General features: G+C 32.4%; 14 protein-coding genes and 1 pseudogene. 5 read left to right on the forward strand and 10 right to left on the reverse strand.

What is annotated here, in order from left to right:
• The 7 genes and pseudogenes from QLQ94_RS09295 to QLQ94_RS09325 all read right to left on the reverse strand — a co-directional run bounded on the left by QLQ94_RS09295 (window position 1) and on the right by QLQ94_RS09325 (window position 5,484).
• Window positions 1-720 carry an AAA family ATPase gene (locus QLQ94_RS09295; protein ID WP_271336505.1) on the reverse strand — a complete coding sequence of 240 codons (720 nt, stop codon included), beginning with the start codon at window positions 718-720 and terminating at the stop codon, window positions 1-3.
• 29 nt (window positions 721-749) lie between these two features.
• A pseudogene (locus tag QLQ94_RS09300) lies at window positions 750-1,482 on the reverse strand (YggS family pyridoxal phosphate-dependent enzyme).
• A gap of 85 nt (window positions 1,483-1,567) precedes the next feature.
• Window positions 1,568-2,293, reverse strand: a complete 726-nt coding sequence (locus QLQ94_RS09305) for a hypothetical protein (RefSeq protein ID WP_482499567.1) — start codon at window positions 2,291-2,293, stop codon at window positions 1,568-1,570.
• Window positions 2,294-2,339: 46 nt separating this feature from the next.
• The gene (locus tag QLQ94_RS09310) at window positions 2,340-2,831 is read right to left on the reverse strand and encodes a YfbM family protein (protein WP_482499568.1); all 492 of its coding nucleotides are present in this window, start codon (window positions 2,829-2,831) and stop codon (window positions 2,340-2,342) included.
• 84 nt (window positions 2,832-2,915) lie between these two features.
• Window positions 2,916-3,380: an Mpo1 family 2-hydroxy fatty acid dioxygenase gene (locus tag QLQ94_RS09315; protein WP_482499569.1), complete on the reverse strand. Its 465-nt coding sequence runs from the start codon at window positions 3,378-3,380 to the stop codon at window positions 2,916-2,918.
• A 259-nt stretch (window positions 3,381-3,639) separates the two neighbouring features.
• Window positions 3,640-4,155, reverse strand: a complete 516-nt coding sequence (locus QLQ94_RS09320) for a thioredoxin domain-containing protein (RefSeq protein WP_271336500.1) — start codon at window positions 4,153-4,155, stop codon at window positions 3,640-3,642.
• Between the two features lie 99 nt (window positions 4,156-4,254).
• Window positions 4,255-5,484: a TMEM143 family protein gene (locus tag QLQ94_RS09325; RefSeq protein ID WP_271336499.1), complete on the reverse strand. Its 1,230-nt coding sequence runs from the start codon at window positions 5,482-5,484 to the stop codon at window positions 4,255-4,257.
• A 243-nt stretch (window positions 5,485-5,727) separates the two neighbouring features.
• Here QLQ94_RS09325 and QLQ94_RS09330 point away from each other — a divergent pair, with 243 nt between their 5' ends.
• From QLQ94_RS09330 to QLQ94_RS09340, 3 genes are all read left to right on the forward strand, one after another.
• Window positions 5,728-6,153, forward strand: coding sequence for a DoxX family protein (locus QLQ94_RS09330; protein WP_271336498.1), 426 nt, complete (start codon window positions 5,728-5,730; stop codon window positions 6,151-6,153).
• Between the two features lie 142 nt (window positions 6,154-6,295).
• The gene (locus QLQ94_RS09335) at window positions 6,296-6,901 is read left to right on the forward strand and encodes a YkgJ family cysteine cluster protein (protein ID WP_271336497.1); all 606 of its coding nucleotides are present in this window, start codon (window positions 6,296-6,298) and stop codon (window positions 6,899-6,901) included.
• A 726-nt stretch (window positions 6,902-7,627) separates the two neighbouring features.
• Window positions 7,628-8,269, forward strand: a complete 642-nt coding sequence (locus tag QLQ94_RS09340) for a S24 family peptidase (RefSeq protein WP_271336496.1) — start codon at window positions 7,628-7,630, stop codon at window positions 8,267-8,269.
• A gap of 271 nt (window positions 8,270-8,540) precedes the next feature.
• On the opposite strand, the gene QLQ94_RS09345 is transcribed toward QLQ94_RS09340, so the two are convergent.
• From QLQ94_RS09345 to QLQ94_RS09355, 3 genes are all read right to left on the reverse strand, one after another.
• Window positions 8,541-9,008, reverse strand: coding sequence for a hypothetical protein (locus QLQ94_RS09345; protein ID WP_271336495.1), 468 nt, complete (start codon window positions 9,006-9,008; stop codon window positions 8,541-8,543).
• Window positions 9,009-9,361: 353 nt separating this feature from the next.
• Complete coding sequence (locus QLQ94_RS09350) at window positions 9,362-10,075, reverse strand: LytR/AlgR family response regulator transcription factor (protein ID WP_271336494.1); 714 nt, start codon at window positions 10,073-10,075, stop codon at window positions 9,362-9,364.
• Window positions 10,045-11,046: a sensor histidine kinase gene (locus QLQ94_RS09355; RefSeq protein WP_482499570.1), complete on the reverse strand. Its 1,002-nt coding sequence runs from the start codon at window positions 11,044-11,046 to the stop codon at window positions 10,045-10,047. The genes QLQ94_RS09350 and QLQ94_RS09355 overlap by 31 nt, the downstream gene beginning before the upstream one ends.
• A gap of 180 nt (window positions 11,047-11,226) precedes the next feature.
• Here QLQ94_RS09355 and QLQ94_RS09360 point away from each other — a divergent pair, with 180 nt between their 5' ends.
• Window positions 11,227-12,207, forward strand: a complete 981-nt coding sequence (locus QLQ94_RS09360; RefSeq protein ID WP_482499571.1) for a hypothetical protein — start codon at window positions 11,227-11,229, stop codon at window positions 12,205-12,207.
• 69 nt (window positions 12,208-12,276) lie between these two features.
• Complete coding sequence (locus QLQ94_RS09365) at window positions 12,277-12,489, forward strand: hypothetical protein (RefSeq protein WP_271336491.1); 213 nt, start codon at window positions 12,277-12,279, stop codon at window positions 12,487-12,489.
• The last annotated feature ends 21 nt before the right edge of the window (window positions 12,490-12,510 follow it).

Genomic DNA, 12,510 nt, shown 5'->3' on the forward strand with positions numbered 1-12,510 from the left:
TTATTGCTGTAAAAGTTTCTGAAGGTCCAGTTCAGCAATAATTTGTTTTTTCATTGTAGTATGAATATAATCTTTAGCTTCAGCATAAGAAATATTGTATTTGCGCAGGATATCCTGTAAATGCTCAGGAAAACCAGCCAGTACTTTATCATAATAAAGATCCAGTTCACCTTCGTCAGGCATTTCAAATTGTAAACGTATCTGAAATCGTCGCAATAAAGCAGTATCAATAGAATGATAATGGTTTGTTGCACAAATAAGCAAACTATCAGACGGGAAATAATCTATCAATTGAATGATCGTATTAACAAGGCGTCTCATTTCTCCCACATCCTTATCGTCGCTGTCACGGCTTTTTCCGATCTGGTCAAATTCATCTAAAAATAATACAGCCTTTTCTCTGATAGCCTTTTCGAATATAGCTTTTACATTTTTTGATGTTTCGCCAATTCGCGCGTTAATTAAAGTACTCAGATTCATGATTACGATATTCTTGTTCAAAGCAGCAGCAATAGCTTTTGCCGTCGTCGTTTTACCGCAGCCAGAGTGACCATGAAGTAATATTTTATTGTCTACTTTAAGATTGTATTTTTTTAATTCCTCAATGTATTCGTGCTCCTTAATAGTTTGCAGCAACGCAGCTTTGTTCTCGTCACTAAAAAGTAAGTCATCTAATGCTATTTTTTCGGTATCGTTTACAGTCAGCTCGTATAGATTCATTTCAGTTTTATTTGATGCAAAATTAAAGTTTATTCTGCAATATTCTCATTCCATATTTCTTTTCCTAAAAAATCGGTTTCCAAAAACCGACGAACCAATCCTGACCATGTCTGAACCTTCGGCAATTGCCAGTTCTAAATCCTGAGACATTCCCATAGAAAGCTTTAATGGTTGCATGTTTTCAATTCCTTCGGCATAAATCTCATCCCTTATTTGTCGTAATAAACGTAGGGATGGCTGCATTTTTTCTTTTTCAACATCTAATAAACCAATTGTCATCAACCCTTTAATATTCAAAGTTTCGTATTTTTTTACTTCCCTTATGAAAGAAATTACTTCATCAGGACGAAGTCCAAATTTACTTTCCTCAAAAGAAGTATTGACCTGAATAAAAACATCGAGGTTCCTGTTTTCTTTTTGCAATTGCCTGTCTAGTTCCTGCGCAAGATTTAACCGGTCTAAAGACTGAATACATGAAACATATTTCAGGACATCTTTTATTTTATTAGTTTGCAAATGGCCAATAAAATGACGTTCTGTATTTAATTCTTTTAATCCGAAATCTTTATCCCGTAATTCCTGCATTTTGTTTTCGCCAATTAAAGTTTCCCCCGCTTCAATCGCAATTCTTATTTTTTCGAAAGGAACAGTTTTAGTGGCTAACAGCAATTGTATATCAGACACATTTCTGCCGGAAAGTTCACAGGCATTTTTAATGCGATTGTGAACCTCTTTTAAATTCGAAATTATTAACTCTTTCATTCTGCAAAACTAAGAGTTGCTCAAAACGTGAGCGTGATCCAGTTTTAAGTATAAGCAATAGTCCAGTTTAGGAATTGTGCAGGTATCATCCCGGATTATTTTCCTGATACAATTTTTGACCAATTACCCCTTTATCCCCCAAAGCGCGACCTTTTATTAGCCATGCAATTCCAAAAGCAAAAAGAGAAAGCGCCTCAAAAATCAAAGTCGAATAAGGAAACAATTTTAATATTTCGAAAGTTGGGATCATTATGATGCATACTATAATCGAATAATCGCAAACCCTGTAAATATTGTTTTCGTTCAGGATACTTTTAGGAGTTTTTGTTTCATTTTCCTGCCCAATAGTAAAAACATTAATTGCCAATAAAGCCAATATTAAAAACAAAAGAGCAGCAAAACCATAATGAAGCCAGCCAAGCCATTTTTCAGGATATGGAATTAAAGTATAAATTTTGGCCTTGAAATCATCTGGATTTGTGGGAAACAAAGCCACACCCAAAGCCATAATTCCTGCTATATTGGTTAATAAATTGTCGTTCTTCAGGATCGAAGCATTTCCGAAACCTTTGTACCGAATCAGAAATAAGCCAACGGCACACAAAGTTCCGGTAAAAATTTCCCGCAAATTAGTATAGTAATAATGGCTAATAGAAAACTGAAGTGGAGTTTGAAAAAAAGGAACCAGAGAAAACACCACTAAAAGTATCGGAAGACTTATACCCAGATAACCAATGGCACGTCTGATTCTTCTGTAGGTAAAAATATCGTAGTTTTCAATCTCAATCTCATTATCTGCCCCTGTCTTCATATTTTATGCTGTTTAATAACGCTTAATAAAAGTAAGGCGTAATTGTTTAACTCAAAAAAGTTATAATAGCCTGTCCGTTTTTCTCCGCCTCAGCATAAACGTGCTGTAAGCGTTTAAAATAAAAATCAACATATTCAAACGTTTCAGAATCCCAAATAGAAGGATAAACATCAATTTCAGTCATCTTTTCCGGATTATATCTTTGTTTCAGCTCTTCGGTTGTAAAAACTGAGATTTTACTGTTAAGTTCTTTTACCTGTTTAGGTGTTAGGTAATGACCGGGACCATAACCCAAATCCTGTCCTTCATCTATAATTTGCCCGCTAAAGAGAACCTGAACAAGCGGATTATTGGCATTTTGAATATTATCACCTGTTAATAAAAAAATAATAGCATCCCATGCTTTGTCTATATCTTTCAGGTTAAAATCTTTGTCGGCATCAGGACTATAAATCCTTTCTTCAAGAAGAGTACTGTCGTTTAAATAAGTTTTTAGTTCAGTAGGTGTAACACGAAGTAAATTGGCAATCATTCCCATACGGCTTAAAGTAAGTTTGGTTAATTAAATAGATTCAGGGTTTTATAGTGTGTTTGTCTTTTTATAAATTTACGGGTGTTTTTTTTATTTCTTCGAAAATAAATTTTCAACAACCCAAGCCGGACCAATCATCAGAAACTGGAGATCTTTTAAGAAAGAAGGTTTTTTGCCCTCAATATTATGTCCGTAGAATTGTCCGATCCATGCGATTATAAAAATACCAATAGAGAAGATCCATAAAGGTACAATTTGCCCGATATAATAATTTACCACAAGACAAATAGCTGATAAAACAGCAATTTTAATAGCCATAGAAACAGATAACCGAATATAAAAAATGAGTACAAAAATGAGTACTACGACGGCCCAATTTTCCATAACAGGCGCATTTAATTTTAATGTATTGGCAATAATACCACTCGGGATACTCATTAATAATCCCACTATAGAAAAGTAAATTGCCGGAACACATACATAATGTATGGCCTTATTTTTTGGGTTTTGATGACTTACGGCATATTCTGCAAACCATTGCTCTAATGTTCTCATCTTTTTGGTTTTAAGGTTAGTTACGTAAATCTAATGAAATTTCTTTTTGGTTGATCGATAGCAGATAAAAAACTAAATTGAATTGAAAATTTTTGAAGCATAATAAAAAACACACAAATAAAACTATTATTTGTGTGTTTTCGTTTGTCTTTTAATAAGTAAAAAGACTGATAATAGAACGTTAACGAAAATTAAAGGTTATCAAGTTTTGGCTTGATCCGGATTTAGTTTGATTAAGCTCGCCAGCTGTTTATTTTTATTACTTTTTCAGGCTTTCAAAAATAAATCTTTCTCTTCTTGGCGTCATCACCATTTTTATAAAATCATCAATTCTATAAGGTTGTTCCATGAACCAGGAAGACCCCATTATAAAATTCAAATCTTCGCCTTTTTTACCTATTTTTGAGAAACGCGGTACAAAATTCTGCCAGTCTCTGCAACCTAAAATATCACCTAGTTTTATGGTATCTTTTTCACAGTTAGAAAGAGAAGAGACATCTGCCTGAATAAAAGTAAAATTTTTTAATTTCGTTTTAAACAGGTTATTTTCTTTAATCATTTTTTTAAATTTCACACATGGGCCACACCAGCTTGCGCTATAATAAAGTACAGGGATTTTCCCTTTTTTAAATTCATTATTTACAATACTGTCATATTGTTTGAGAGTATAGTGATTCTCTAAAATAATTAAGTCTAATTTATTAGCTTTATTATTTTGTGCAGAAGAAAGAACAGAAAAAAAGACCAAGAAAAAAAGGCTCAATAATGACTTCATAAGGTTTGTAAATTTGAAGTGAATTTAGAATAAATTAGAAATAAAAAAAAATATTTTGTTGTTCATTCATAATCATTAAGCTTAAAGAATGTTATAAACCTACTTCTGGTTATACTCAAAAACATTATCCCACAATTCATCAATCGTGATCAGCGCTTTGTCTAAAGCAATAACTTCCCATTTTCCGTTGGTTTCTACACCAAGACCAATGCTCTTTAGTTTCAGTAAAGAGTCTTTTACGTTAAAGTCAAGATCCGTTTTTAATTGAGTTAGAAACCAGTTTTCAATCTGCTCATCAAGTTCGTCAGCAGTCAAAGGTTTGTTGCTTCTGTATAAAAAAGTATAAGCCAAAACAGTTTCCTTAAGCACTTCTTCTTCAGATGAGTTTAATAGCGAATAAAAGGCGCCGCTGTTGTTTCCCAGATTCTTAAAATAAAGACTATCCGAGAGTATTTTAGAATATTTGATCTTCTTGTTGACAAAATTACTGTATTGGCGAAACAAGTACAGCGACAATATTCCCAACGCAATTAAGCCTTGATTAAGAGAGGCTTTACTATTTAATAAATCAATTGCCTCGCCAGATTGATATGCCGCATACATGCCAATCAAAGCCGGAATTACAGTCGTACTTAATAATGAGATTCCGCCGCCAATACCAGGAACCCAAAAGAATAATTTGTCTTTGGCAGACATTCTCGGTATTGCATTTGGAAAAATTGTTTCGATGTCGTTTTTAGGAACACGTTTAAAGATTTTTAAAGCAATAGTTCCTGGATCAATAGGCATTTTGCCTAATTTTACCTTGTTCTCACTTAGATAATCTTTCTCATTATAGTTCAGGTAAATCAGGACACGATCATAATAGTCGATCTCAATTTCTTTTTTCCAGAAAATAAACTTCTTAACTTTTTCCTTCGCTTTATGATGACCCCGAACGTAGAGTTCATAATCTTTAAAAGCATTAAAATCTATAGAAAGATTCAAGCCAATTAAATCTGAATCTTCAAAAGCTTTCTTTAAAGTTTCCTCATCAATACGACGATAATTTCCCTGTTCTAAAACCTTAAGAAGTGTTTCTTTGAAAATATTAAAATCACTTTTGCCTAAAAATTCTTCACGTTCCTTAAGGCTTAAATCCGGATCGAATAAGGCGTAATGTTGTTTTAGATTTCGGTTGAGATTAAAAGCTTCATAATGAAAATAATGTTCGATAATATCAAATAATTTCTTGAAATCGTCGACCTTTTTTTGATCTTCAGAGAAAGAGGTAATTTGTTGTTCGAGTAAGAATTCCTTGTTAAAGGGAATATAATGTTCTCGTGTCATACAGATTTTTGGGCTTTAATTTTGGGCTATTCAGAGAACGCAAAAGTACTATAGGAAATTTGATTTTTGAACTGATTTTGAATTAAAAATTAGTTATTTTATTGAGAAGCTCAATGAGGTTAATCACATGGATATTAAACAACAATGATATAAAAACTTTGAAAAAAAGTGTACTTTATATTGTTGTAAATTTGAGAAGATCACTTTTTAAGAGAAACAAAACTTAAGCAATAAATATTTGATATGGAAAATATAAAAACATCTAAAGCTCAGAATTTTTTCAGGATACTTTTGGGAATCTTCATGATAACGGCCGCCATTGGTCATTTTACTTTTCAAAGAACCGATTTTCAGGCACAAGTCCCTAATTGGGTTCCTGTTAATAAAGACCTCGTTGTCATACTCTCCGGAATCGTTGAGATTATATTAGGTCTGAGTATGATATTTCTAACAAAGTATAAAGTACACGCAGGAATCGCGCTGGCACTATTTTACGTATTGGTTTTTCCGGGAAATATCGCTCAATACTTAAATGGTACAGATGCTTTTGGACTCGACACAGATCAAGCCCGTTTAATGCGATTGTTTTTTCAGCCCGTACTGTTTTTTCTCGCTTTATGGTCTACTAATGCCCTTGCTTTTATATCCAAAAAAATCAAAGGATTGTAATGTAACTGTTTTTAAATGATGAAATTACCATAAGTAAAGGCTCGAAGTTTATACTTTGTAATTTGGATTTTGTTTTATTTTTCCCAATTAAATCGCACTTCTGGCCAGAGTCATTTCTATTAGCCTACCTTACACAAAAAAGATGGCAATAGAAGATAAAGTTAGGCAGGTTGAAGAATTATTTGACCGCCTGGAAATTGAAATTACTGCTTTCCAGTCAGAGACACATTTGTATTGTAACGCAGGTTGCGGTAAATGCTGTACGACACCAAATATTGATGCTTCGCCTTTGGAATTTTTGCCGTGGGCATTTCATTTATTTTTAAATGGAAAAGCCGAAGAAACCTTAGTATTATTAAACAATACGACTTCAAACAATTGCCTTATATATCGTCCGCTTTCAGTATTAGAACATAAAGGGAGCTGCAGTAATTATCGCTATCGCGGATTAATATGCCGACTTTTTGGTTATGCTGCCAATACTGATAAATACGGAAAACTAAGACTGGCTACCTGCAGAATCATAAAAGAACAGCAACAAGAAAACTTTGAGAAGGCCGAAGAAGCAATTAATAATGGAATAAACGTTCCTATTTTTACCAATTATTACATGCAACTGGCACAAATTGATCTCAGAATGGGAGTTATTCTGCTCCCTATAAACGAGGCGTTAAAGATAGCAATCGAAGAAGTTTTGCATTATTATGCTTACAGACCATTTCCTGATGGATTGGGTAATATTGCATAAAAAACGATTGTAGAAATATTAAAGTAAAGAATATTCTAATAGCTATGAAAATTGATAATGCAAATTTGCAATCAGTTAGTTTAAAAAACAATGCAATTATGTATCACTTCTATAAAAAATGAGGGAGTAGTAGGTAGCTCCCCCATTTATAATACAACAATAAAGAAAACATGAACTTAAAAAAATTATTGTATTTAAATTTAACCAACTTACTAACTATAAATATTTATAAAAAAACTCAGAATACAATTCAAAACTGCTTGTGATATATTATTGCCGTAATTTTTGCTTAAGTTAAAAAAGCAAGATTTTTATATTAAAAAACATCCTAAACGAGGCGCGATCTCCATGCTTCAGGTAAAGACCGTTTTTTACTGCAAATCATTCTGGGATTTATTTATTTATGAAAACTAAATAAGTCGTCTGCAGTTTTTTTTCTAACGATTTGTAATCCAGTTTTATATTATCTGCTGTGCTACTATTATAATGACCGCTTAAACACTGTCGAACATAAAAAGCAGTTATCCTGTATTTCTCTGCCAAAGCCTTAATGATACCCTGATCGTAGGTTTGTCCATTGCTCAGTTTGTTTCTTATTGAGTAGTAAATGTAGTAGGATATTTACTAACTAACAGATAAAAAGTAGGATTTTTTCTAAAAAATAGCTTTATGTTAGAAAACACGTTACAGAGAATCAAGTAGTATATTGATTATAAGGGTATTAGAGTGAGTGCTTTCGAAAGAGAAATAGGCATGTCTAATGGCTCATTTGCCAGTCAATTGAAGAAAAACAAAACAATTGGACTGGATAAATTAGAAAATATCATAAAAAGATACCCGGATATTGACCTAAATTGGCTTTTAACCGGGACCGGATATATGATAAAATTAAATATTTTAGAAGAAAATGACAGAAGATTTTATAAAAAATTAGATAAAGTAGAAGAAAATCCTGACTTACCACTTTATGATATTCAAACCACTGCGGGAATTATCTATTTGTTTGGTGACAATGAAAATCAAAAGCCTGTTGAGTTTATAAGTGTTCCAAAAACCTCTAATTGCGACGGAGCATTGTATGTAACTGGCGATAGTATGCATCCTTTATTAAAGAGCGGAGATATTGCTTTATATAAAAAGATATTTAATCTCCAAAACAATATTATTTGGGGCGAAATGTATTTGATTTATGTAAATAATTACGGCAATGAATCTTTTTTTACCCGTTATTTAAAACAATCTGAACGTGAATCATACGTGCAATTTGTAGCATTAAACCCAGATCATCAAACTATAGAATTTCCTGTAAGCAGTATAAAAGCACTAGCTTTAGTAAAAGGTTTTATAAGAGTCAATTCTTTGTTTTAAGATAAGTCAAAAAAAAAATGAGATTTTAATCGTTAATACCGATTAGAAATCTCATTTAATTGTTCCAAAAAAATGACAACATTTTAATAATTTTCCGGAAAGGAAAATTATAATCTCAAGTAAAAATTATTTACTGCAATTTTAGCAATAAAAAAAAATCTGACAATGCGTATTTATACGTGTTTTTGGGATTTTTTTTTGGAGAAAAACGGGAAGCTGTAATGCTTTTCGAAAATCTGTTTCCGCGATAAAAAGGGTGTGTTTTTTGAATCTAATTAAGTTCAGTCTTTTTCAATTCAATTATCTTTTCAATATATTGTATTAGATTCTCTCTTTCTAACGAAAATAAAGCCGTTTCGTCTTCAGTCGTTAAGTATAGATTGGCAATACTTTCGGCATCCATTTTGTTTTTTAAGTATTGATCTTCAACATATTTTATAAGATTGTCTAAAAAAAGCTCGTGTATTCTTCCTTTTTCCAGTATTTCTTCGTCACCTTCTTTTATTTTGTCCATTTCAGATTCCGGTAAATCTATCGTAAGATAAGTGTAATCTACAGGAACTTTTTCAATCATTTCTCTGGTAACTGTTCCCGTGCCTAAACAATATGCACAAGGCCCAGGAGCCCATTTTAACACCCTTTGTAAACGGTGTATATCATCCCAGTCTACAAATGTTGTACCTAAACATCTTGGGCATTCTAAAGTTGATTTCTTAAATAGGGACTTAAAAAGCATCATTTTTCGACAATTAATTAAAAGGATCTGTGGCTTGGCGAATATAATTATTTATGTAAGAAAAATTAGTTTGATAATCATTTTTTTTAGAAGTAAAGAATTATGAGCAAGTAAAATAACAAGTTTTGAATTTTAATACTGCCTTTTTAATGCAGATTTAATTTTTAATGACAGTTATTGATTCTATATAATTTGCTGTTTCTAAACCCGACAGGTTTTTGAAACCTGTCGGGTTTATTTCCGGTTATTAATCGAGATAATAGGATGTTTCAGAATTGATAATCGTCTTATAATTTGTTTTTAATACAGAAAAGTCAATAAAAATTAAGCTTTTTAAATTATCTGATTTTTTTACATTACCTAATTATCAAGTTGTCCAATAAAATCTGATATTTCCTTCCCACAGGAATAATTTCATTATTAGACATTGTGAGAGATTTATATGTTACAGAACTAATTTCGCGGGTATTTACAATAAAAGAACGATGGACTTGCAGGAAATCAGTACTGTCAATTTCGCTACTTATACTTGCCAGCGAACCATAAATAATCATAGGCGATTTTAGTTTTTTGTTGTATAACTTCATATAATTGCCCAGGCTTTCGATATAAATAATATCACTTAAAAGCGTGTCGGTCATTTGGCCATTTATGCGTTGCGAAAGTACTTTTTCGCAAGTACTGATTTCCTTTTTTGCGTTTTTTCCTGAGTAATAAGTTTTAGCTTTTTCGATTGCCTTAGAAAATTTTTCAAACGATATGGGTTTAAGCAAATAATCGATCGCATCATTTTGATACGCCGAAAGAGCGAAATCAGAATAAGCCGTTGTTACAATGGTAAGTGGTCTTTTGGGTTGTAGTTCCATCAGTTCAACGCCGGAGATTACAGGCATATTAATATCCAGAAAGATAATGTCGTACGCGTTTTCGTTGAGCATTTTTACCGCTTCCATACCGCTAAAAGCACTTCCGGAATGTTCCAGATCATCAAATTTAGAGATATGCGATGCGAGCGCTTTATGTGCCGGAGATTCATCGTCTATGATAAGACAGCGGTAGGTAAGTGCCATATATTTAGTTTTACGATAAAGATATTCTTTTCTTTCTTACAGTTCAGTTCATGTTTTAATCCATAAACTTCAAGACGCCTTTTTAGGTTTTCGATTCCAATTCGCGTACTTGAAAGTCTGGAACCCTCATCAAGATAATTATTCTTTACAGTAAAAGACAATTGATTGCATTTTACCTTTACATCTACAATAATAAAAGGTTTAGAAGTTTCTGCAGAGAATTTAACGGCATTTTCTACCAAAGGCAAAAAGAACAAAGGCGGAATATCGATATTGTCAAAATTGCCTTCAAAATTCTGGGTAACCACAAGCCGTTCGTTCTGGAAAGTATAATATTCGATGTATTTTTTTATAAACGCAATTTCTTCTTCTAATAAAACATAATCTTTTTTAGAAGCTTCAATCTGATAGCGCAGCATGTCTGAAAGGTTCAGGATTCTGTCCGGTAATTTATCAGGATCAGATAAGGATTCTCCGTATAAATTATTCATGGCATTTAGTAAAAAATGCGGATTCAATTGCTGTTTCAAAAACGAAAGCTCTGATTTGAAATTCATGATATCCTTATCTGCCTCCGTAATTTTTTTGGTGATCACAACGTGAATAAAATAAAAAAAGATTCCATTGATAATAAGAGAAAGAATCTGAAGGGTTTTTAAGGCTCCCAGACCTACTACTGGAAAAAGCCAGCTCATGAAAAAATAAAATGCAGTCCAATAAACGACAAGCAATATAAAAAAGGTCTTAATTTTTTTTTGAAATAAAAAGGGTTTAATAATAAAGATGTTGAAGCACGTTACCCAAACAATAGAAGGGAAATAGCCTACTCCGATTTTACTGAAAATATAAGTCCAGTGGTGTCCGCTTAATTTTACTTCATCATAAACACAAGCCAGAATTACCAAATAAATAAGTGCATTTACAATGAGGTTTCGGAGAAAAAAGTTCTGATAAATTTTAAGAATTTTCATAACGGCAAAAATAGTCTAATATTATAGTTTGTAAAGCTTTGCGAAGCATAAATTATGCAAACGCCATTGGTATAAATGTTACGCCGTTTGTATAAATTTGCTATTATAATAGAAGCTTGGCAATTACTTTTGCCTGGGTTTTTAAGTCTTTTTTAAACAAATTTAATTTTACACCAATTTATGAAAACAAAATTCTTGTACGTTTTATTCATATGTGCGTCTATACGAACAATGGCTCAGGAAAAAGATGCGCCAATGAAAACGGTTGTAAAATCGATAACAGATAAATTTCCGACCACGAGAATCTTTGATGTGCAATACGAACAGTTGGGGCCAACAAATTTTGATTCGAAGCTTTTTGGAAACCGTTCGGAAAGAGGCAGGATCGATACGCACAACCGACTAAAAGTAGCAATTAATGTTCCTTTTTATGCAACCGAATCAAAACGTTTTGTTGTAACAGGTTCTTTGCGTTATAAATATGAAACGTATGGTTTTGGAGATATTTATAATGTTAATTCGGCAGTGCCATACACCAGGCCAAATCAGGAAATTCATTATTTTGCCGGAGCAGTGAGCGCAACATATATGTCAATGCTTTTTAAGAAACCGGTTATTTACAATGCAACGGCAACAGTCGACGGGAACGAAGATAATGTACAGCGTGTTAAAGGTTTTGTTACCGCCAATATTGTTCTTAAAAGAACCGCCAATACTACAATCACTATTGGTGCTCTGGCCATGTTAGATCCTTCGTCGATTATACCAGTCACACCTCTTTTTACTTATAATCATAAATTCGAAAACTCAAATTGGGATATTGACTTCATTCTTCCACAGCGTTTGCTGTTCAGAAGAGGGTTGTTGGAAAATGGAAGAATTTCCTTAGGTACTGAATTAAACTCTGAAAGTTTTTACTTAAATATATCAATGCCAGATTTAAAAGGAATTTATGAGTTAAATCAATTAGAATTGAAGTCCGGTTTTACGTATGAATATCGTTTTTCATCCAAAATAAACGGATTATTTAAAGCGGGTATCAATAATATTTTGAGTACGCGTGTAACAGAAAGGGGTGAACGAACGTCTAATTATGTGTATGATCAGAAAGAAGATGCTCAGGGATATTTTAGGTTTGGAATTTCTTATAATCCTTTTTGATCAGAATTCGTGATTTAGCGCAATTCTATAGTTCGTTTATTATTTGATATAGCATTAAAATAAATAATTATGGTGGTTGAAGTTTTTAAAACAAATGTTCAGAAAGAAGCAGATACAAATTACATTATTGCCGTTATTCAGACCCAATTTCCTGATTATAAAATTAATTTTGATTTAGAAGATTGTGATAAGATATTACGCGTAGAAGGTATAGATCTAGAACCAAAGAACATTATAGACTATGTAAATTGTCTGGGATATACTTGTATAAAATTAGAATAATTATAATATGATAAATTTTAT

The sequence above is a fragment of the Flavobacterium sp. B114r genome (assembly GCF_056824125.1).

Bases quoted from the DNA above. Each gene is read 5' to 3' on its own strand.
- QLQ94_RS09295 (WP_271336505.1), bottom strand. From the start codon at position 720: ATGAATCTATACGAGCTGACTGTAAACGATACCGAAAAAATAGCATTA.
- QLQ94_RS09305 (WP_482499567.1), bottom strand. From the start codon at position 2,293: ATGAAGACAGGGGCAGATAATGAGATTGAGATTGAAAACTACGATATT.
- QLQ94_RS09310 (WP_482499568.1), bottom strand. From the start codon at position 2,831: ATGGGAATGATTGCCAATTTACTTCGTGTTACACCTACTGAACTAAAA.
- QLQ94_RS09315 (WP_482499569.1), bottom strand. From the start codon at position 3,380: ATGAGAACATTAGAGCAATGGTTTGCAGAATATGCCGTAAGTCATCAA.
- QLQ94_RS09320 (WP_271336500.1), bottom strand. From the start codon at position 4,155: ATGAAGTCATTATTGAGCCTTTTTTTCTTGGTCTTTTTTTCTGTTCTT.
- QLQ94_RS09325 (WP_271336499.1), bottom strand. From the start codon at position 5,484: ATGACACGAGAACATTATATTCCCTTTAACAAGGAATTCTTACTCGAA.
- QLQ94_RS09330 (WP_271336498.1), top strand. From the start codon at position 5,728: ATGGAAAATATAAAAACATCTAAAGCTCAGAATTTTTTCAGGATACTT.
- QLQ94_RS09335 (WP_271336497.1), top strand. From the start codon at position 6,296: ATGGCAATAGAAGATAAAGTTAGGCAGGTTGAAGAATTATTTGACCGC.
- QLQ94_RS09345 (WP_271336495.1), bottom strand. From the start codon at position 9,008: ATGATGCTTTTTAAGTCCCTATTTAAGAAATCAACTTTAGAATGCCCA.
- QLQ94_RS09350 (WP_271336494.1), bottom strand. From the start codon at position 10,075: ATGGCACTTACCTACCGCTGTCTTATCATAGACGATGAATCTCCGGCA.
- QLQ94_RS09355 (WP_482499570.1), bottom strand. From the start codon at position 11,046: ATGAAAATTCTTAAAATTTATCAGAACTTTTTTCTCCGAAACCTCATT.
- QLQ94_RS09360 (WP_482499571.1), top strand. From the start codon at position 11,227: ATGAAAACAAAATTCTTGTACGTTTTATTCATATGTGCGTCTATACGA.
- QLQ94_RS09365 (WP_271336491.1), top strand. From the start codon at position 12,277: ATGGTGGTTGAAGTTTTTAAAACAAATGTTCAGAAAGAAGCAGATACA.